This window comes from Paeniglutamicibacter cryotolerans (assembly GCF_014190875.1).
In the GTDB taxonomy this organism is placed as follows: domain Bacteria; phylum Actinomycetota; class Actinomycetes; order Actinomycetales; family Micrococcaceae; genus Paeniglutamicibacter; species Paeniglutamicibacter cryotolerans.
The window spans coordinates 356,756-375,059 of record NZ_JACHVS010000001.1 but is presented as its reverse complement, the minus strand read 5'-3'; the positions used below and the strand labels follow the sequence as shown (position 1 = coordinate 375,059).

Sequence of the window (18,304 nt, the reverse complement as noted above, 5' to 3'; positions counted from 1 at the left end):
GGTCCTTGGGTGCGCGGGGGCGGTGTGGTGATGGGTTCCGGTCCGGATCCGCGGCGGGATCCGGACCGGTGGCAGGGCTAGAAGTAGTACGGGTGGCCCGACCAGTCGGGATCGCGCTTCTGCAAGAACGCGTCGCGGCCCTCCACCGCCTCATCGGTCATGTAGGCCATGCGGGTGGCCTCCCCGGCGAAGACCTGCTGGCCAGCCAGCCCGTCGTCCGCCAGATTGAAGGCGAACTTCAGCATCCGGATGGCCTGCGGGGACTGACGGGCGATGTCGGCCGCGTATTCCAGCGCCACCTCCTCGAGCCGGGCATGGTCCACCGCCTCGTTGACGGCGCCCATGGCCACCATGTCCTCCGCCGAGTGCTCGCGTGCGAGGAAGAAGATGCCCCGGGCGTTCTTCTGGCCGACCTGGCGGGCCAGCAGCGCCGAACCGTAGCCGGCGTCGAAGGAACCGACGGTGGCATCGGTCTGCTTGAACCGCCCGTGTTCGCGCGAGGCGATGGTCAGGTCCGAGACCACGTGCAGCGAGTGTCCGCCGCCGGCGGCCCAGCCGTTGACCACGGCTATGACGACCTTGGGCATGGTGCGCATCAGGCGCTGGACCTCGAGGATATGCAGCCGGCCGGCGCGGGCCGGGTCGATGGAATCCGCCGTCTCGCCCTCGGCATAGCGGTAGCCGTCGCGGCCGCGGATGCGCTGGTCCCCGCCGGAGCAGAACGAGTGTCCACCGTCCTTGGCGGAGGGGCCGTTGCCGGTGAGCAGCACCGTGGCGACGTCCGAACTCATCCGGGCGTGATCCATGGCGCGGTAGAGCTCGTCGACTGTGCCCGGGCGGAAGGCGTTGCGGATCTCGGGCCGATTGAAGGCAATGCGCACGCAGGGCAGGTCGCGCACTATCGCGCCCTGCGCGTCGCGTTCCACCTGGCGGTGGTAGGTCATGTCCTCGAGGTCCTCGAAGCCGGTGACCAGGCGCCACCGGCGGGGGTCGAAAATATCTGAAACCTTTGCGGGCAGGTTCGGCCGCATCTCATCTGTGCTCACGTCACGATGCTATCGCCTTTGCGGCGGCGGGCCGCTTCCGGGCGCCCGGTCAGCCGATGCAGAACTCATTGCCCTCGGGATCGGCCATCGTGAACCAGGAATGCGGTCCCTGGCTCCCGGTGTGCAGGTAGATTGCGCCGTCGACCGCAAGGCGCACATCCAGGTGCGCGCGGTTCTTCACCGTCTTCGGCTCCGGAACCAGCTGGAAGAGGATGCGTTGGCGTCCGGGGTGGATTGGTTCCCCGCCCGGGCTGATGGCAGCTCCCTGCCTCCGCACCAGGACTCCGTCGAAAATCATCGTTTCTTCCTGCACGGCGAACCCCTGCACGAGCATCCGCCGGATGAAATCCTCGTCGGAGGGCTCCACCCCCACTCCAATGTCTGTGCCCACCAGTGCACTTGTGTGTGCGGGTTGATGCTGTCGATGGTGAATTGAACATCCAGTGCCATGCAGACAAGGTGCCCGCAGGCCGCGGCTAGGGACAGTGGGACGGCGGGAGGGCAGCCGCCGGAGCCCCGGGAGGTCTGGAATATATCGTCGGCCGCAGCCACCCCGCAGACCCGAAACGGCAAGGCCCGCCACCTCTTCCACCGAGGGGCCATCGGCGTGGGGCTGTTCATGGGAGCCGGCGGGCGATTGGCCTCCACCGGACCGGCTCGTTCGCCTCCTGCTCCGGTGAGCTGTTCGGTTCGAAGGGCGCTTTCCTTTCGGGCTGGATGTACGTGCTGAACTGGGCCATGACCGGGATCGCCGTAGTCATGGCGATCTGGCTGTACTTCACCTATTTCTTTGGGTCCCCGCTGTGGGCGAGCTGTTCCGGGCCGCGGCCGTCACCCGATTTTCAGCGGTTCAGGCGCCGTTGCGCAGGGCGAACAGGCCGGCCGTGGCCGTGGCCAGAATCCTGCCGCCGGCATCCCTGACCTCGCCGCTGGCCGTGGCGGTGGCCCGGCCGTAGTGTCCGACGGTGCCGGTTGCCGTGACCAGTCCCGAGGACGCCGTCATCGGCCGAAGGAAGCGCACCTGCAGGTCGGTGGTGGTCCACATGGTTCCGGCATCGCTCATCGACTCGACGGCGAACCCCAGTGCCGCGTCGAGCAGCGTCGAGATGAACCCGCCGTGGCCGGTGCCCTTGGCATTGAAATGGATCGGAAGCGGTGTGGCGGCGACTCCTGCCCCGCCGCGTTCGGCCGATACCAGGGCGATGCCCAGGGCATCGAGCAGTGGTGAGATCGGCAGCTCCCCGGCCAGCATGGCGCGCAGGAAATCCAGGCCGTCGCGGCCCTGTACCTCCTCGCGCAGCAGTCGGGACGTGGCGTCGAGGGACGGCGGTTCGCAGCGTGGTTCCATGCACTGCATCCTAACCGGGGATAGGCTCCGGGCATGGAACCGTTGAGCGTGCGGATCGAACCCCGGGCCACCGCGGCGCAGGCCTGGGACGTGATGACCGATGCCGATGGCTATCGCGAGTGGGTGCCGGAGGTGACCGGCGTCGACGGGGAGGTCTCCCACGGACAATGGATCACCCTGCACCGGCCCGGGACCGACCGCGACCTCATGCTGCACGTCACCGCCTCTGCCGACCGGCGTTTGCTGCGCTGGGAGTCCGGTGCGCCGCTGGGCATGCTCAGCGAGCGCTGCACCTTCATTCTCACTGAACCGGAGGCCCGGTACGGATGCGTGGTGGAGATCGAACGCGGCATCGGCGGATCACTGGAGCGCCTGCTCGGCGACGGGCCCGATGAGCAGCGCGGGTGGCTGGAGAGGACGGCCGCCGGGCTGAAGGCGGCGGTGGAGCGCCGGGCCGGGTTGCCCGCAGCCAGCCCCTGACATTCCCCTCCGCTCCGCCGGATGGGGCCTCGGGAGGCCACCGGGACGTGTTCGCGAACGATGCCCGGGAGCGACTTAGTTGACCATGCACGGGTCGGGGTGCGAATCTATAAGTGAACGATTGGTCGGTAAATGCGTGGCTGTGCCGCGCCCGAGGGACGGCGCGGCGCAAAGACCGCCTGCCGTGGCAGCAACCCGCCGGCCACATCCGCTGCACCGATGATTGAGGAGTTGTTATGACCGAGGCTTTCCTCGTAGGCGGGGCCCGCACCCCGGTAGGACGCTACGGAGGGGCACTGAGTTCGGTGCGTCCCGATGACTTGGCGGCACTGGCCATCAAGGCCGCCGTGGAACGCGCAGGCATCGACCCGTCGTTGGTGGAAGAAGTCATCTTCGGCAACGCCAACGGCGCCGGCGAGGAAAACCGCAACGTGGCCCGCATGGCCTGGCTGCTGGCCGGTTTCCCGGACACCGTCCCGGGTATCACCGTGAACCGCCTCTGCGCCTCTGGCATGAGCGCCATCACCATGGCCAGCCACATGATCAAGGCCGGTGCCGCGGACATCGTGGTCGCCGGCGGCGTGGAATCCATGTCGCGTGCCCCGTGGGTCATGGCCAAGCCGGACAAGGCCTTCGCCAAGCCCGGGGAAACCCATGACACCTCCATCGGCTGGCGTTTCCCGAACCCGGCATTCCTCTCCGGGGAGCTCTCCCGCGACGGCAAGGCCACCTACTCGATGCCGGAAACCGCCGAGGAAGTCGCCCGTGTCTACGGCACCTCCCGCGAAGACTGCGATGCGTTTGCCGTGCGCTCCCACGAACGCGCCCTGGCAGCCATCGCCGCCGGCCGCTTCGCCGATGAAATCGTCCCGGTGACCGTCAAGCACCGCAAGGGCGAAACCATCGTCGACACCGACGAAGGACCGCGCGCCGGCACCACGCTGGAGGTCCTTGCCGGGCTGCGTCCCGTGGTCAAGGGCGGTTCCGTGGTCACCGCAGGCAACGCCTCCACCCTGAACGACGGCGCCTCGGCGATCATCGTCGCCTCCGAACGGGCCATCAAGAAATACGGGCTGATCCCGCGTGCGCGCATCATCGACGGAGCCTCCGCCGGCCTGGCCCAGGAGATCATGGGCATGGGCCCGGTCCCCTCCAGCCGCAAGATCCTGGAACGCTCCGGTATCGACGTGTCCGAACTGGCGGCCGTCGAACTGAATGAGGCCTTCGCATCGCAGTCGCTGGCCTCCATGCGCGAACTGGGCATCAACCCCGACATCGTGAACAACGACGGCGGCGCCATCGCCCTGGGCCACCCGCTGGGCTCCTCCGGCTCCCGCATCGCCATCACCCTGCTGGGCCGGCTCGAGCGTGAAGCCGGATCCGGGCGCAAGCTCGGCCTGGCCACCATGTGCGTCGGCGTCGGCCAGGGCTCGGCCCTGCTTCTGGAAGGCATTTAGGGCATGGCGGGCGAGAACCTGGCACACCTGGACACCACCGGATTCCTCACGCTGAAGGTCACCGAGTCCGCTGACCGGCTCTCGGTGCAGCTGCACCGCCCCGAGGTGAAGAACGCCATCGACCAGCAGATGGTCGATGAACTGCACGCCGTCTGCACGTACCTGGAATCCACGCCGAAGATCCTCATCCTCTCGGGGACCCCCGGGGATCCGGAGAACCGCGCCAAGGGCATCTTCGCCTCCGGCGCCGACATCGCCCAGCTGCGGATGCGCCGGCGCGACGACGCGCTGGCCGGGATCAACTCGGGCATCTTCAACCGCATCGCGAAGCTGCCGATGCCGGTCATCGCGGCCCTCGACGGGTACGCGCTCGGTGGCGGGGCCGAACTGGCCTACGCCGCCGACTTCAGGATCGGCACGGCCGACCTGCGCATGGGCAACCCGGAAACCAACCTCGGCATCATGGCCGCCGCCGGTGCCACCTGGCGCCTGAAGGAACTCGTCGGCGAACCCCTCGCCAAGGAGATCCTGCTGGCCGGCAAGGTCCTGCGCGGCGACGACTGCCTACGCGTCGGGCTCATCACCGAACTGGTGGAGCCGGCCGAACTGATGCCCGCCGCCCACGCGCTGGCGGACCGCATCGGTGCCCAGGATCCGCTGGCGGTGCGCATTTCCAAGGCGGTGTTCCACGCCCCGCGCGAGGCGCACCCGATGATCGACACCCTGGCGCAGGGCATGCTGTTCGAATCGCAGGCGAAGTTCGACCGCATGGCCGAGTTCCTCGACCGGAAGAAGAAGTAGAGATGACCGAAACCAACCAGGTAGCACTTCCCGCACGCATGGGCGTGCTCGGCGGCGGCCGCATGGGCGCGGGCATCGCCCACGCGTTCCTGATCAAGGGCGTCGACGTGCTTGTTGTCGAGCGCGACGAGACTAGCGCACAGGGCGCCCGCGAACGCGTGGAATCGGCCGTGGAGAAGTCGCTGGCCCGCGGGCTCGAGGGAACCCTGGCCGACTACTCGGCCAAGCTGAGCGTCAGCACCAACTACGCCGACTTCGGCGACCGCGAACTGGTCATCGAGGCGGTTCCGGAAATCTGGGACCTGAAGGTCTCCTCGCTCAAGGCAGTCGAGGCGGCGCTGACGCCGGGTGCCATCCTGGCCTCCAACACCTCCTCGCTGTCCATGAGCGGGCTCGCGGAGAATCTGGAACGCCCTGCCGACTTCCTGGGTCTTCACTTCTTCAACCCGGTTCCGGCCTCCACGCTGATCGAGGTGGTCATCGCCAAGGAGACCGCCCCCGAGCTGGTCGCCACCGCCCGCGATTGGGTGGCCGGCCTGGGCAAGACGGCCGTCGTGGTCAACGACGCCCCCGGTTTCGCCTCGTCTCGTCTGGGTGTTGCCATTGCGCTTGAGGCCATGCGCATGGTCGAAGAGGGCGTGGCCAGCGCCGAGGATATCGACAACGCGATGGTCCTGGGCTACAAGCACCCGACCGGCCCGTTGAAGACCACCGACATCGTCGGGTTGGACGTGCGCCTGGGCATTGCCGAGTACCTGGAATCCACGCTGGGTGAGCGCTTTGCCCCGCCACAGATCATGCGCGACATGGTTGCGCGTGGCGAGCTGGGTCGCAAGACCGGCAAGGGCTTCTACGACTGGTCCTAAGCCTCCGGCTTGAGCATTGGTGCCGCATCCCTTCCCGAACCGGAAGGGATGCGGCATTCCTGTTTGACCAGCGGTGAATCGGATATTTCCGCGCGTTCAGGGGGCATGGAACCACAACAGGCAACCGTCGACGGCAGCGGAACGTTCTGGGCGCATGCCCGGGGCCGCTGAAGGCCCCCCCTTGACGTTTCGGGTGGGCATCACCCACCTGATCGCGCATTTGATTTACATCCAGGATGCCGGTGCTGCACCACGAGCACAACGGCACAGTGGGGCTCTTCTACACCGGGCTGACCTTGGAGGGCAACAACGACCAGATGGTGGCGGCGCTGTCCGGGATCGGCCGGGCCATCTCGGATATCGCCGCCGGCAGGGTGGGCAACGCGGAAATCGAGAACGAGGTCAGGGTCCTGCGGGCCGAAGCCACCGGCGTCGTCCCGCCGTCGCTCGTCGAGATGCTCGATGCTTGCTTCGGGTCGGTGTGGCTGGGGCAGTCAGCCGTCGACTCGACTTACCTCGAGCGGAACACGCCGCAGATGGTGGCCTGCTGGGCCTTGCAATACTTCACGAGCGGAAACGTCGTCTTGGCCCTATCCGGACTGCCGCGGAAGGGGCTGCGGCTGGGGCTGCCCCGGGGCCGGGGTCAGGATCGGATTCGGCAGCAGACGCTCGAGGGCGCCGGGCGTAGCGAGTATCCCAGCCGCTGGGATGACGTGATGATTTCCTTCGCCGTGCCGCCCACGGGCCACGGACTTGAATACGTGAACGGGGTCCGTTCCCGGACGCTGAGGGACCGGGCGATCCGCGCATTGCGTAGGAAAGTTCGATGACCTCGTTCCAGTCCCAGCCCGAGACTGGGGCGTAGGTCACGGGCGTCGTCCTGTCCGCCGGGACGACGCCCGTGACCGTCTGGGATCTGTCCGGAGATGCCGCGGGCCACACCCGTGACGTCCGCCCCGTCGGCGATCAGGTGGGTGGCTAGGGTGCGGCCGAGCCACCCGGTACCACCCAGGATCAGGATTTGTCTCATTCAAGAAGCCAACAGTTTCCTGTGGACCGTGTAACGGTGTTCTCTGCCGGCATAGGGGGGCGACACTCAGAAGAGCGCAGGAGGACCCGCCTCGGGGTGGAAGTAGGCGTTGCGCACGGGTCGTTGTTCCGGATCCTTGTGGGGCGGGGGAATGACGAACGGTAGTCCGTGGATCACGCCGAGGCTGAAAGTGCCAAGGTGCACCAGCGTGTGGTGGTGGGCGCAGAGCAGGCAGCCGCCAGCCAGGTCGGTCCGGCCGCCGGTGCTCCATGGGGTGACGTGGTGTGCTTCGCAGTGCCCCGGGGTGGCGGTACATCCCGGGACGATGCAGCCGCGGTCGCGGGCCGCGAGTGCGCGGCGTTGTTTCCGGCTGAAATAGCGGCGCGTGCGTCCGAGGTCCAACGGGACCGAATCGCTGCCGAGCACCATCGGAATGATTCCCGCGTCGCAGGCCAGACGCCGGACGGTTGCCATGCCGAGCAACGAGCCCTGCTCGCCGGTACCGAATCCGATGCCCGGGGGCCGGCGGGCCATGAAGGCGGAAGTGGGCGCGGGGCTGGATGCCGATGCCGTGGCGGGAGCCGTGGTGGAACCGTCGAGCTCCTCCAGCAGCTGCCGGTAGTCGATGGTGACGATGACCTGGGGCCGGTTGCCACCGGAATCCGGGACACCGCCGGAGGCCAACGCGCTGCGGGCCGCATCGATGAGGGCGTCGAGCAGCTTCTGCTGACGGGTGCGGTCATCGAATTCTTCGGCCTGGACGAAGTCACCGGAGGCCAGCAGGGCGTTCACGCGTTCTTCGATGGGGACATCGGGACCGGTCATCCAATCGGCCGGGGGCTGTTCAGGCTGTGCTTCGGGCCGGGATGCGGGTTCGGTGCGGGTGAACGGCGTACGGGTGGCATTGGACGGGACGCGTGGATTGAGGACCGGCTCGAAGATGGAGCGCAGCACCTCGGCTTGTTCGGGGGCGCATCGGATCAGGTAGCTTTCCAGGCCGAACTGCCGGCCCTGGTAGAACACTCCCTGCTGGGCGGCGAGCAGCTTGGCCGTGGGCTCGGTGGCGGTCTGCTGCAACGCCCCGGTGAGCAGGTCCAGGGCCTTGTGCGTGGTTCGCGCGTCGTGGGTGGTCAGCAGTTCGGCCAATTCGGCATCGGCGTTGGCGAGGATCCGGTCGCCATCGGGCAGCTGTTCGGCCTTCGCTTCCAGCTTCTTCAGCCGGTGGGCGATCTGGCGGGCCTCGCGGGAACTGGCCCTGCCGCTGGAGACGGCCCGGGCGAGTTTCGGGAAGCGGGGCCCCGGGGCCGGTGGCACGGCGAATCTCGCTCCGTTGGCGGAGGCGGTGGGGGAGACGGCGGGGCTCGCGGGCAGCAGCAGTGCCCCGCCGTTGATGCGGGCCGCGGCCTCCGAGTAGTTGATGTGCAGCTGTTCGCACAGGAATTCGGCCGTGTTGCGGAACAGTCCGCGGCCTCCGGTGGGCGTGGGGGTGCCGGACGTGCCGGTTGCCTTGTTGGTGGAGGGTTGCTCCGCGGGGTTTCCGGTGGTGCCGTGGATGGCAGCTGTGGCGCGTGCGACGTTCTCGCGGACGCGGACCAGATCGGCCGAACCCAGGTCGGCGACGCTGGCCCGGTCGGCCTGCCGGGCGGCCAGCAGCTGCCCGTATTCCAGGTCCCGGACCCCGAGCTCGACCAGATGGGCGATTTCTGCTGCCGCGCAGGCCGAGGGTTCCTCTGTTCTCAGCCGGTCCAAGGCCGCACAAACGGAAGCCAGCGCGACGGCCAGCTGCTCGGCGAGCGGCCGTGCGTCGAGGGACCTGCGGGTCGCGGGGGTGGCTGTTTCCATGACCCCATGGTGTGCCGGTGCCGCACGGGCCGGGAAGGCGGCCGCGTCGGGGTGTGGATAAGGAGGGTGTGGATAAGCCGGGCGGGCATGGAAAAGCGCCGCCGGCATCGTCATCCCGGGTGAGGGAGCGAGGCCGACGGCGCAGATTCATGCGGGTGCAGATGCGCGCGGGCGCCGAGCCAGGCGGGCGGGATCAGCCGCCCGAGAGCAGTTTCAGTGCCCAGGTGGTGGTGAGCGTGACCGAGCCGGTCCAGATGCCCTGGAGCTTGAGCATGTTCTGCCCGGCCTCCCGGATGGCCGGCAGCGCGTCGGCGAGATCGGCCAGGGTCCTGGTGCGCAGCTCGGTGTTGATGTTCACCTTGCCGATCCCGACGGTACCGGCGCGGGCCAGGTCGGTTTCCGGTATGCCCGATGCCCCGTGGAGCACCAGCGGCACGTCCCCGGCTGCGGTGCGCAGCGCGGCCAGCAGCTTCCAGTCCAGCTGCGGGTCCCCGGTGTAGAAACCGTGGACGTTGCCGATGGATACCGCCAGCAGGTCCGCGCCGGAGGCGGCAAGGAAACGGGCGACCCGGGCCGGATCGGTCATGCCCGCGGGGGCGGAGGATTCGGCTGCGGTGGCATCGTCCTCATCCCCGGGCAGGGCGCCGAGCTCGGCTTCCACCGCAACCAGATGTCCGACATCGGCCACCACTGCGGCCACGAAAGCGGCGTTCCGGGCCTCGGGCAGGTGTGATCCGTCGGCCAGCACGGCGCTGGCCCCGGCCGATACGGCGGCCCGGATCAGCTCCCGGTCCCGCGCGTGGTCCAGCTGCACGATCACCGGTACCGTTGCCGCGTCGGCCAGGGTGCGCAGGGCGGTGATGAAGCGCAGGCCCGGGACCCCGGCTGCGCTGGCCGGGGCCACCAACAGCACCACGGGGGAGCCGGCTGCTTCGGCCGCACCCACCACTGCCTGGGCAGTGGTGAAGTCGTAGCAGGTCAGCGCCGGTACGGCGGCACCGTCGGCGAGCCGGTCGCGGAGAACCGCGGCGAGGTCGATGATCCGGGCCATCGCCGGACCCCTAGATGCCCAGCGGGGACACGATGGCCCACGCCAGCACGGTCAGCGCGAAGCCGATCACGCCCAAGAGGGTGGTCAGCAGCGTCCAGGTGCGCAGGCCGTCGGCGACCGAGAGGCCCAGGAAGCGGGTGACGATCCAGAAACCGGAGTCGTTCACGTGGGACAGGCCGAAGGCGCCGAAGCCGATGGCGACGGAGACCAGGGCCAGCTGGGCCGGGCTGTATCCGGCGGCGCCGATGGCGGCGGCCAGCAGGCCCGAGGTGGTGATGATGGCGACGGTGGCCGAGCCCTGCGAGGCGCGCAGCACGGCCGCCAGCACGAAGCCCATGAGCAGCAGCGGCAGGCCGGCACTGGCGAGTGTTTCCGCCAGTGCGGTGCCGATGCCCGAGACGGTGAGGACCTTGCCGAAGACGCCGCCGGCGCCCGTGACCAGGATGACGATGGCCGTGGGGGCCAAGGCCGAGTCCATGACCTCGCCGGTGTGGGCCGAGGTCCAACCGCGGCGGATGCCCAGGAAGTAGTAGGCAAGGAACAAGGTGACCATCAGGGCCATCAGCGGGGAACCGATGAAGCCGAACACGTCTCGCAGTTCGCTTCCCTCGGGCAGCGTGACCGAGCCGACCGTACCGAACATGATCATCACGATCGGCAGCACGATCAGCGAGAGCACCATGCCCCAGCTCGGTGCGTCCTCGGGCACGAGCAGGCCGGTCGGGGTGGTCTTGGTCTTGGTCTTCGTAGCTGTGCCGCCGGTGCCGGAGTCGCGCTCCACCTGGGAGCGGCCGGTGCCGAAGAGCCGGAACTGCTCCGCCGTGTCGGGCAGCATGCCGTAGTCGCGGCGGTTGATCCACTTGGCGATGAAGTAGCCGGCGACGCCGACCGGGACGCAGATGGCCAGGCCGAAGATGGTGATCCAGCCGATGTCGGCGCCGATGACGGCGGCTCCGCCGACTACGCCGGGGTGCGGCGGTACCACCACGTGGATGGCCAGCATGATGGCACCCACGGGCAGGCCGACCTTGACCGGGTTGACCCCGGCCGCTTTGGCGAAGCCATAGATGATCGGCACCAGGATGATGAAGCCGACGTCGAAGAACACCGGGATGGCCAGCAGGAACGCGGTGGCCGTCAGCGCGGCGGTGATCCGCTTGGGTCCGAACCAGCCGGTGAAGCGCACCGCCAAGGACTGCGCGCCGCCGGAGATTTCGATCATCTTGCCGAGCATGGCGCCGAGTCCGACGAGGATCGCGACGTTGCCGAGCGTTCCGCCCATGCCGTCCTGGACCGTCTTGACGATGTCGCCGATCGGGATGCCTGCGGCCAGCGCCACGAGCACGCTCACGGCGAGCAGGACCAGGAAGGCCGGCATCTTGAACTTGATGACTGCCAGGAGCAGCAGGGCCACGCCGGCTACGGCGATGGCGAGTAATGCGAGTGCACTCATGTCGGGGTCTCCTTTGACTACGGTATGGAGTGTTGCGGGGTGGAGCGGAGGTGTCCCTAGTGCTGCGGCTTGGCCGGTGCCAGGACCCGGATGACGGCCGAGTCGTCCTCGGCGCCCAGTCCCTGTGCGGCGCCCAGGGCGAAGAGCTGTTCGGCCGCCGAGGCCACCGGGGTGGGCAGCCCGACCTCGCGGGCGGCCTTGGAGACGATGCCCAGGTCCTTGACGAAGATGTCCAGGCGGCTGAGCACCTCGGCGCCGCCCTCGTCGTAGGCCTGCAGGGTCCGCGGTCCGCGGTTGCCGAGCATGAAGGATGCCGCGGCGCCGCTCTGCAGCGCGTCGAGCGTCTTTTCCGCGTCGAGTCCCAGTGCCTGTGCCAGCGCGAGTGCCTCGGCCGCGGCGGCGATGTGCACGCCGCAGAGCAGCTGGTTCACGGTCTTCAGGGCCTGGCCGTCGCCAGGCTTGTCGCCGACGACGCTCAGCGTGGAGGCGAGCAGGTCCAGTACCGGTGCGGCCGCTTCGCGGGCTGCCGGGGTGGCGCCGACGACGATCAGCAGGTCGCCTTCGCCGGCGCGGACCGGGCCGCCGGAGAGCGGTGCGTCGACCAGTTCCACGCCCAGCGGCGCGAGCTTGGCGGCGACCTCGGTGACGGCATTGATGCCCACGGTGGAGGTCATGATCACCACGGCGCCGGCGGCCAGGGACCCGGCGATGCCGTGCTGGCCGAAGAGCACGTCGTTGAGCTGTTCGCCGTTGCGCACGGCCAGCAGCACGGCGTCGGCACCGGTGACGGCGGCGGCGGCCGAGTCGAAGGTTTCGATGCCGGCGGTGCGGGCGAGCTCCAGGCGGGGCTGTGCGATGTCGAAGCCGTTGACGCGCACGCCGCTGGCGAGCCGGGTGGCCATCGGCAGGCCCATGGCGCCCAGGCCGAGGACGGCGACGGTGTAGCTGTTTTCAGACATGGTGTTTTCCTTCGGGGCTGTGGAACGGGAGGTGATGGTGGTCGGACCTGGCTCAGGCGGAGAGCTTGGCCGCCACCTCTGCAAGCGAATCGTCGGTGCCGACGTTGCCGGCGAAGACCACGTAGGGGATGCCGGTGGCCGGACCGTCCTGGGGTTCCCAGAGCGAGACGATGCCGGGCAGCATCGGGCCGCGCACTATGGCATGGCGGATTCCCAGCCCGAACGCGGCGACATCGGAGGAGGTGATGCCCCCCTTGGCGATGACGAAGCGCGGTGCGGTGGCAGCCAGGACCTGCTGCACGGCGGTGACCACGGCGGCCGAGACCGAGCGCGAGAGCGCCAGCGAGGACTGCGCGTCGGCTGTGGTGAGAAGCGCGCGGGAGGTCTGCAGGATGACATTGCCGGTGGCCAGCGCAGCGCAGATCGCCGCGACGGCGTTTGCCAGGTGGGCGGCGCGGTCCGGGTGATCGGTGCCGTCCTGCGTAACCAGGGAGGGTACGTCGAGCTCGACCGTGGTGGTCTCGGGACTGGCTTCCTTGAGCCGGGCCAGCTGCCGGGTGGTGACTCCGACGTGGGACCCGACGACGATGAGCCCGCCGTTGGCGGAGGGGGTCAGTCCGGCGTAGACATCGGTCCCGGTGAGCGGGGGTGCCTGATCCTGGCCGACGATGGCGCGCACGAACGGCGGTCCGACGCGGTGCAGGAACGTGCGTCCCCGGTCCTGGGCGAGCAGCAGCCCCAGCGCCACGACGCGCAGGTCCTCCTCGACGACGAAGTCGATGACGATAGGGGTGGCGTTGCTGGCCTGGAGCAGCACGGCCGCGACGGCCTCGGGGCCGCCGTTCCTGATCGTATCCAGCGTCACGGCCAGTACGTCGGAGGCGCTGATCCGTCCGCCGGACTTCTCCTGGACGTACTGGGCCAGGTGGGAGCTGGCGTAGCCGAACGTGGCGTCGGCGGCGAACTCGGTTTCAGCGGCCGGGATGGCCATCCCGTCGATGACGCAGTAGTGGGTGGAGTTCACGGTGATGCGCCCGGCGTCGGGGAACCCGGGGGCGATCAGCACGCCGTCGATCGGCGCGCCGCCGTGGGCGGTGATGGCCGCGGCAAGCGTGTCCGGTTCCAGCGGGTAGTGTCCGCGCAGGGTGGAGTCCCCGCGGGAGACGAATCCGACCCGCACGCCGAGGTTTTCGGCTGCCTGCAGGGCAGCGGTGGCGATCTCGGTGTTCCGGGTGGCGGCCTCGGCCTCGCCCAGGCTGCGGGTGTTGGTCAGTACGTAGAGGGCCGGGACCGGTTCGCCGCCGGTTTCTTGGCGCAGGCCCCATTCGAGGTCCTCGACATCCCAGCGGGTGAGCACCGGAAGGTTTGACACGGACTGGGTGCCGGTCGGGTCGTCGTCGAGCACGATCAGCACCGGGGGCCGCGCCAGGGCGCGTGCCGCGCGGACCGTTGCCGCATCAAGCATCGGTGCCGCGGGCAGGGTCGAGAGCAGCTCCTGGGCTGGGAGCGCCCGGGAATTGAGAGATGCCACGTTGAATCCTCCAATAAGTCAGATGTCTGACATCTTATGGGTGTGGCACAGGGCATGGCAACCCCCCTACGGGGAAATCCGGCCGGGCCTCGGCTCAGCGGACCCCGGCGCCATGCCTAGCTGTTGCCGTCGAGCACGTAATGCAACAGGTCGTCACGGGTCTGGACCATGTGGGCCTCCATCGCATCGCGGGAAGCCTCGGGGTTTCCCGCGGCCAGCGCCGTCAGGATGTCCTCGTGCATGGCGATGGCGTGTGCCTGGATGTCGGCAACAGCCGATGTCTCGCGCCGGCCGCGGGCCAGCAGCCGGTCCAGCGGGTCATAGAGCGCGGCAACCATGATATTGCCGGTGGCCTTCAAAATCACGTCGTGGAAGGCCAGGTCCGCGGCGACGAATCCGTCCAGGTCGCCCCCGGCATGAGCCCCGCGCATGGTGCTGAGGTGCCCGGCCATGGCCAGCAGGTCGGCCTCGGTGCGCCGGCCGGCCGCCAGCTGGGCCGAACCGACCTCGATCATGCGCCGCACCTCAAGCAGCTGGATCGATGTCTCTGCGGCACCGCCGGCGCTCATCGCCTGCACCACCGCCTCCAGCGAGGTCCAGATGCTCGGCGGGTTCACGAACGTTCCCGAGCCCCTTCGGGCCTCCACCACGTTCTTGGCGCGCAGCGACTTCATCGCCTCGCGTACCGTCAGTCGGCTGACGTTCAGTTCCTCGCCGATCGAGGCCTCGGCCGGAAGTGCCGTCCCCACCGCGTAAATGCCCTCGATGATGCGTTCCAATAGCTGGTCCGCGACGGAATCGCCAAGCGTTGTTCGAGCCATGGAAGGCCCCTCCCGGGTTCATGAATCAAGCGGCGGTGGAGCTTGGACCGCCTGCTGCCATCGTAACCCGGCAGTGGTGCCGGCCCGGGTATGGCAGTCTTGGTGCCATGGAAGAGGTTCATTGGGAGGGCGCCGTCAATGCGCGGGCCGTGCTGGGACAGGTCTATCGGATGGGGCGTTCCGAGTGGCTGACCGAGGCCGGGTGGCGGGCGCTGCATGCGCAGGGCATCGGCACGGTGATCGATCTGCGCAACCCCGATGAGCGCGTCCGCCGGCCCACCGATCCCGCCGTGGGCCCCTCGGTGCTAGCCGGCATCGAGATAGTGAACGCTCCCACCGAGGAGGGCGGGCACGCCGGGTTCGAGGCGGTGGCCACCCCCTATATGAACCATCCGCGCCAGTACCCAGCGAACCTCCGGTTCTTCCCGGAACGTATTGTCGCCGTCTTCCGCGCGCTGGCAACCGCGCAGGGCGGCGTGGTGCTGCATTGCTCGGCCGGGCGGGACCGGACCGGGCTGATCGTCACGATGCTGTTGGAGCTGGCCGGGCGGCGGGACCTGGTGGCGGCGCAGTATGAGGCCTCGGTGCGCGGCATCAACCACTGGCACCGGATCAGCCCGACCCGGCACCCCTACGAGAGCTACCAGGAGGAGGAGGCCCTGGCCCCGCAGATCGCCGAACGGCTCTGCGCCCTGGGCCGGTTCATCGACGCGCTGGCGGTGGAGGAATTCCTGCTGGAACACGGGCTGAGCTCCGCCGAGCTGGAGGCCGTGAAGGACAAGCTGCGCGGGTAGGAAATGCGGAGCAACGACATAATCGACCGGCAAAGCCCCCTTGGCCAGCATCTGCCGCCTGGATTCTCGTACGCTGAAACCATGACAGTCATCGCACCGGTCACGCTCACCGGCACCCTGGTCACGCTCGAACCGCTGGGCCACGCGCACCACGACGAACTCGTCGATGCTGTGCGCGACGGGGACGTGCACCAGCTCTGGTACACCGCCGTTCCCTCGCCGGAAACGATGGCCGCGGAGATCGACCGGCGGTTGGCGCTTGCCGAGGCGGGAAGCATGCTCCCGTTCGTGGCACGGCGCAACGCCGATGGACTCGTGCTGGGCATGACCACCTATATGGGTATCGACGCCGCCCTGCCGCGGGTGGAGATCGGGTCGACCTGGAACCGGGCATCGGCCTCGGGTACCGGGACGAACGTGGATGCGAAGCTGCTGCTGCTCACCCACGCGTTCGAGGGGCTGGGCTGCCCGGCAGTGGAGTTCCGCACGCACTGGCTCAATGGCCCATCGCGCGCGGCCATCGAACGGCTGGGCGCAAAAATGGACGGGATACTGCGTTCGCACCTGCGCATGGCCGACGGCTCGCTGCGCGACACCGTCGTCTACTCGATCATCGCCAGCGAATGGCCGGGAGTGCGTTCGGGGCTGGTGCACCGGCTGCGCAAGCACATCGCTTAGGTGCGGATCAGCCGCCCGCCCCCGCCTCCATGCGATAGCTGAAGACCCGCATCCGCATCACCCTGTCCGGCTCGAGGTCGGCCACCAGCTTGAGTTCCCCTAAAGGATCCGGGTCCTCCCATGTCGCCGTTCCGGCCGCCTCGCTGGACATGCAGTCGCCGAGGTATTCAGTACGGGGGATTGGACCGCCTGAATCGGCTAGGCGGAGCGGCACCAGTGCCTTTGTGGGGCAGCCGAACACGGCTGCCAGATGGGTGCCGGTGCGTGCCTGGGGCAGGACGAGTTCGTCGGGTCCGATGAACGCGGCGTCGGCGATGGCCCGGACGCTGTTGGGCTCGACTGAGTCCATCCGCCCCAGCAACGCGATCATTTCCTCCTCGTCATCGAACAGGGATTTTTCCTTGAACGCGATCAGCTCGAACGTGACCTCGGCATCGGGCTCGACATGGATTCTGACCGTGCCGGCCCCGGACGAGGCGGGGCTGCTGCCTCCTGCCCGGTTCGGGGAACAGGAGATGATGCTGCCGCTGGTGAAGGGGCCGGCATCGGAGATCTCCAGGCTGACTTGTCCGGCGCCGAGGCAGCTGACTGACCAGGTGATTGCTTCGCCGGGGTTGAGGGCGGGGAGATCGAATTGGTGCGGGCCGACGAAACGCTTGCTCAGCACCACGCGTTCGCTGCCGGGTACTGCGCGGTCCACCGGATGCCGGCCAGCCTTCAGCTCGGCTGCGATCGACTCCATCTTGGCCTTGCTGGTGGGCCGTGCCGGATAGGTGGTGAAGGGCGCCGGGACGGGTGTGGGTTTGACGGCGGGGAGTGCGTCAACGGGCTCGGACGCCGGTTCGGGCGTGGACGCGCCGGAGTCCGTGACCAGCTGTGTACAACCGCTCAGCATGGCCGTCAGCAGTGCCGCGGCACCCAGTCCCGCAAGAATTCTACTCATTCGCGATCGGCGGTTTCGCCGCGGGCCACGCCGAGGAGGGCCTCGACGTCGTCATCGACGACGACCCGGATGCTCGTTGCCTTCCCGTTCTCCCCGCCGCTGCCCAGCGTGATGGCCTTGCCGCAGGACCCGGAAGAAGCGTTGTACACGTTCAGCTCATCATCGCGCGTGGCCGCGGTGAACCGGGACCCCTCGGGGAAGCAACTGACGGCGATCATGAGGGTGGAGCCAGCGGGGAGTGGAGCCCGGGGCAGGTCGAATTCGACGGGGCCGGTGAAGCGCTCTTCCAAGACCATGCTTCCGGTTCCCGGGACGATCGAATCGAGCGGCTCGGCGCCTTTCGTGAACCTGCCGGCCGGTGATTCGAGCGCAACATCGGTGCTTCGGGTGCTTCGGGTGCTTCGGGCCGGATCCGGGACCAGCGGAGTGAACGTGTTCTTCGGCGCCTCGGGCACCGGTTGTACCTCGGTGCTGGCAGTGGGCTCCGGGTTCGGATGGGCATCGACCAGGGTCGTGCAACCGGTCAGGCAAAGCAGGACAGCGACGCCGAGGGCGGCTGAGCGCGATGGACCGATCATGCTGTCAGCCTAGGGTAGTTGTGTCTCAAAGCACAGGTCAGTGTCGGGTTCGACGTGCCGAGATGACGCTCAGGGTGACATCGACGCCCGAGTCGACGGAGATGGTGCCGCGGACCCCGGAGGAATCGAGCGTGGCGCCGCCGCTGGGGACGGAGCTGCAGCTCGGGTAGGCGTACCTCGCCGTGATCGAGCCCTGTTCGTCGAAGGTCTGGATATCTGTGGGGGTGGAACGTGAGCAACTGATCAGGATCCACAGGTAGGTGTCGGGGCCGGGCCGGGCAAAGCCGAAATGACCCGATCCGGTGAACTTCTTGGAGACGAGCACCTTCTCCGTTCCGGGCTTGGCGTCCTGGAGGGGATGCTCGCCGGCTCGAACCAGTTCGGCCGGGGACCGGGTATCCGTATTCTTTGGGCCGGGGTCGACTCGCGGGTAGAACAGCAGGACGTCTGAATTTCCGACCGCTGGCGCTGCCGTTTTCGAGGCGTCCGCCGGAAGCTGAGGGTCGCTGTCCACGAGGTTGGTGCATCCGGTCAGGGCCAATACGAGGGCCAAGGCCGTTGCGTATGTGCCGCGCATGCGAAACATGGGTTTAGTGTAGGGCCGATCGGTGCTTCGGGGCCCGGAA

19 protein-coding genes and 1 pseudogene are annotated in these 18,304 nt (G+C 68.4%); 7 read left to right on the top strand and 13 right to left on the bottom strand.

What is annotated here, in order from left to right; genetic code table 11:
- Nucleotides 1-77 precede the first annotated feature (77 nt).
- The 3 genes from E9229_RS01860 to E9229_RS01850 form a co-directional block, all read right to left on the bottom strand.
- Complete coding sequence (locus E9229_RS01860) at nt 78-1,031, bottom strand: 1,4-dihydroxy-2-naphthoyl-CoA synthase (RefSeq protein WP_183511812.1); 954 nt, start codon at nt 1,029-1,031, stop codon at nt 78-80.
- A gap of 64 nt (nt 1,032-1,095) precedes the next feature.
- Complete coding sequence (locus E9229_RS01855) at nt 1,096-1,437, bottom strand: VOC family protein (protein WP_312855570.1); 342 nt, start codon at nt 1,435-1,437, stop codon at nt 1,096-1,098.
- Between the two features lie 459 nt (nt 1,438-1,896).
- Entirely contained in the window at nt 1,897-2,394 is a 498-nt protein-coding gene (locus E9229_RS01850) for a PaaI family thioesterase (RefSeq protein ID WP_183509560.1), read from the bottom strand.
- 33 nt (nt 2,395-2,427) lie between these two features.
- Here E9229_RS01850 and E9229_RS01845 point away from each other — a divergent pair, with 33 nt between their 5' ends.
- From E9229_RS01845 to E9229_RS01825, 5 genes are all read left to right on the top strand, one after another.
- Nucleotides 2,428-2,874, top strand: a complete 447-nt coding sequence (locus tag E9229_RS01845) for an SRPBCC family protein (RefSeq protein ID WP_183509559.1) — start codon at nt 2,428-2,430, stop codon at nt 2,872-2,874.
- Between the two features lie 236 nt (nt 2,875-3,110).
- Nucleotides 3,111-4,331: a thiolase family protein gene (locus E9229_RS01840; protein WP_183509558.1), complete on the top strand. Its 1,221-nt coding sequence runs from the start codon at nt 3,111-3,113 to the stop codon at nt 4,329-4,331.
- A gap of 3 nt (nt 4,332-4,334) precedes the next feature.
- Complete coding sequence (locus E9229_RS01835; RefSeq protein ID WP_183509557.1) at nt 4,335-5,132, top strand: enoyl-CoA hydratase/isomerase family protein; 798 nt, start codon at nt 4,335-4,337, stop codon at nt 5,130-5,132.
- Between the two features lie 2 nt (nt 5,133-5,134).
- On the top strand, nt 5,135-5,998 hold the full coding sequence (locus tag E9229_RS01830; protein ID WP_183509556.1) for a 3-hydroxyacyl-CoA dehydrogenase family protein: 864 nt from the start codon (nt 5,135-5,137) through the stop codon (nt 5,996-5,998).
- A gap of 242 nt (nt 5,999-6,240) precedes the next feature.
- Entirely contained in the window at nt 6,241-6,828 is a 588-nt protein-coding gene (locus E9229_RS01825) for a hypothetical protein (protein WP_183509555.1), read from the top strand.
- Between the two features lie 104 nt (nt 6,829-6,932).
- Here E9229_RS01825 and E9229_RS19960 read toward each other — a convergent pair.
- From E9229_RS19960 to E9229_RS01795, 7 genes and pseudogenes are all read right to left on the bottom strand, one after another.
- A pseudogene (locus E9229_RS19960) lies at nt 6,933-7,028 on the bottom strand (NAD-dependent epimerase/dehydratase family protein); the annotation flags it as partial.
- Between the two features lie 66 nt (nt 7,029-7,094).
- The gene (locus tag E9229_RS01820; RefSeq protein WP_183509554.1) at nt 7,095-8,870 is read right to left on the bottom strand and encodes an HNH endonuclease signature motif containing protein; all 1,776 of its coding nucleotides are present in this window, start codon (nt 8,868-8,870) and stop codon (nt 7,095-7,097) included.
- A gap of 193 nt (nt 8,871-9,063) precedes the next feature.
- Nucleotides 9,064-9,921 carry a class II fructose-bisphosphate aldolase gene (locus tag E9229_RS01815; protein ID WP_183509552.1) on the bottom strand — a complete coding sequence of 286 codons (858 nt, stop codon included), beginning with the start codon at nt 9,919-9,921 and terminating at the stop codon, nt 9,064-9,066.
- Between the two features lie 10 nt (nt 9,922-9,931).
- Nucleotides 9,932-11,374, bottom strand: a complete 1,443-nt coding sequence (locus E9229_RS01810; RefSeq protein ID WP_183509551.1) for a GntP family transporter — start codon at nt 11,372-11,374, stop codon at nt 9,932-9,934.
- Nucleotides 11,375-11,430: 56 nt separating this feature from the next.
- Entirely contained in the window at nt 11,431-12,333 is a 903-nt protein-coding gene (locus tag E9229_RS01805) for an NAD(P)-dependent oxidoreductase (RefSeq protein ID WP_183509550.1), read from the bottom strand.
- A gap of 52 nt (nt 12,334-12,385) precedes the next feature.
- On the bottom strand, nt 12,386-13,864 hold the full coding sequence (locus E9229_RS01800; RefSeq protein WP_312855569.1) for a four-carbon acid sugar kinase family protein: 1,479 nt from the start codon (nt 13,862-13,864) through the stop codon (nt 12,386-12,388).
- A 116-nt stretch (nt 13,865-13,980) separates the two neighbouring features.
- Nucleotides 13,981-14,685 carry a FadR/GntR family transcriptional regulator gene (locus tag E9229_RS01795; protein WP_183509549.1) on the bottom strand — a complete coding sequence of 235 codons (705 nt, stop codon included), beginning with the start codon at nt 14,683-14,685 and terminating at the stop codon, nt 13,981-13,983.
- A gap of 107 nt (nt 14,686-14,792) precedes the next feature.
- Between E9229_RS01795 and E9229_RS01790 the strand changes: the two genes are divergently transcribed.
- On the top strand, nt 14,793-15,479 hold the full coding sequence (locus tag E9229_RS01790) for a tyrosine-protein phosphatase (protein WP_183509548.1): 687 nt from the start codon (nt 14,793-14,795) through the stop codon (nt 15,477-15,479).
- Between the two features lie 81 nt (nt 15,480-15,560).
- On the top strand, nt 15,561-16,157 hold the full coding sequence (locus tag E9229_RS01785; protein WP_183509547.1) for a GNAT family N-acetyltransferase: 597 nt from the start codon (nt 15,561-15,563) through the stop codon (nt 16,155-16,157).
- A gap of 7 nt (nt 16,158-16,164) precedes the next feature.
- Here E9229_RS01785 and E9229_RS01780 read toward each other — a convergent pair whose 3' ends face one another.
- From E9229_RS01780 to E9229_RS01770, 3 genes are read right to left on the bottom strand one after another with little or no spacing between them, the layout of a single operon-like run.
- Nucleotides 16,165-17,100 (bottom strand): hypothetical protein, encoded by a 936-nt coding sequence (locus E9229_RS01780; protein WP_183509546.1) that lies wholly within the window; start codon nt 17,098-17,100, stop codon nt 16,165-16,167.
- Complete coding sequence (locus E9229_RS01775; protein WP_183509545.1) at nt 17,097-17,678, bottom strand: hypothetical protein; 582 nt, start codon at nt 17,676-17,678, stop codon at nt 17,097-17,099. Before E9229_RS01775 ends, E9229_RS01780 begins: the two co-directional genes overlap by 4 nt.
- A gap of 37 nt (nt 17,679-17,715) precedes the next feature.
- Nucleotides 17,716-18,255, bottom strand: coding sequence for a hypothetical protein (locus tag E9229_RS01770; protein ID WP_183509544.1), 540 nt, complete (start codon nt 18,253-18,255; stop codon nt 17,716-17,718).
- Nucleotides 18,256-18,304: the final 49 nt, after the last annotated feature.

What these genes read in the sequence shown, in the direction of transcription:
- E9229_RS01860 (WP_183511812.1), bottom strand. Translation starts at nt 1,031, where the DNA reads ATGCGGCCGAACCTGCCCGCAAAGGTTTCAGATATTTTCGACCCCCGC.
- E9229_RS01850 (WP_183509560.1), bottom strand. Translation starts at nt 2,394, where the DNA reads ATGGAACCACGCTGCGAACCGCCGTCCCTCGACGCCACGTCCCGACTG.
- E9229_RS01845 (WP_183509559.1), top strand. Translation starts at nt 2,428, where the DNA reads ATGGAACCGTTGAGCGTGCGGATCGAACCCCGGGCCACCGCGGCGCAG.
- E9229_RS01840 (WP_183509558.1), top strand. Translation starts at nt 3,111, where the DNA reads ATGACCGAGGCTTTCCTCGTAGGCGGGGCCCGCACCCCGGTAGGACGC.
- E9229_RS01835 (WP_183509557.1), top strand. Translation starts at nt 4,335, where the DNA reads ATGGCGGGCGAGAACCTGGCACACCTGGACACCACCGGATTCCTCACG.
- E9229_RS01830 (WP_183509556.1), top strand. Translation starts at nt 5,135, where the DNA reads ATGACCGAAACCAACCAGGTAGCACTTCCCGCACGCATGGGCGTGCTC.
- E9229_RS01820 (WP_183509554.1), bottom strand. Translation starts at nt 8,870, where the DNA reads ATGGAAACAGCCACCCCCGCGACCCGCAGGTCCCTCGACGCACGGCCG.
- E9229_RS01815 (WP_183509552.1), bottom strand. Translation starts at nt 9,921, where the DNA reads ATGGCCCGGATCATCGACCTCGCCGCGGTTCTCCGCGACCGGCTCGCC.
- E9229_RS01810 (WP_183509551.1), bottom strand. Translation starts at nt 11,374, where the DNA reads ATGAGTGCACTCGCATTACTCGCCATCGCCGTAGCCGGCGTGGCCCTG.
- E9229_RS01805 (WP_183509550.1), bottom strand. Translation starts at nt 12,333, where the DNA reads ATGTCTGAAAACAGCTACACCGTCGCCGTCCTCGGCCTGGGCGCCATG.
- E9229_RS01795 (WP_183509549.1), bottom strand. Translation starts at nt 14,685, where the DNA reads ATGGCTCGAACAACGCTTGGCGATTCCGTCGCGGACCAGCTATTGGAA.
- E9229_RS01790 (WP_183509548.1), top strand. Translation starts at nt 14,793, where the DNA reads ATGGAAGAGGTTCATTGGGAGGGCGCCGTCAATGCGCGGGCCGTGCTG.
- E9229_RS01785 (WP_183509547.1), top strand. Translation starts at nt 15,561, where the DNA reads ATGACAGTCATCGCACCGGTCACGCTCACCGGCACCCTGGTCACGCTC.
- E9229_RS01780 (WP_183509546.1), bottom strand. Translation starts at nt 17,100, where the DNA reads ATGAGTAGAATTCTTGCGGGACTGGGTGCCGCGGCACTGCTGACGGCC.
- E9229_RS01775 (WP_183509545.1), bottom strand. Translation starts at nt 17,678, where the DNA reads ATGATCGGTCCATCGCGCTCAGCCGCCCTCGGCGTCGCTGTCCTGCTT.
- E9229_RS01770 (WP_183509544.1), bottom strand. Translation starts at nt 18,255, where the DNA reads ATGCGCGGCACATACGCAACGGCCTTGGCCCTCGTATTGGCCCTGACC.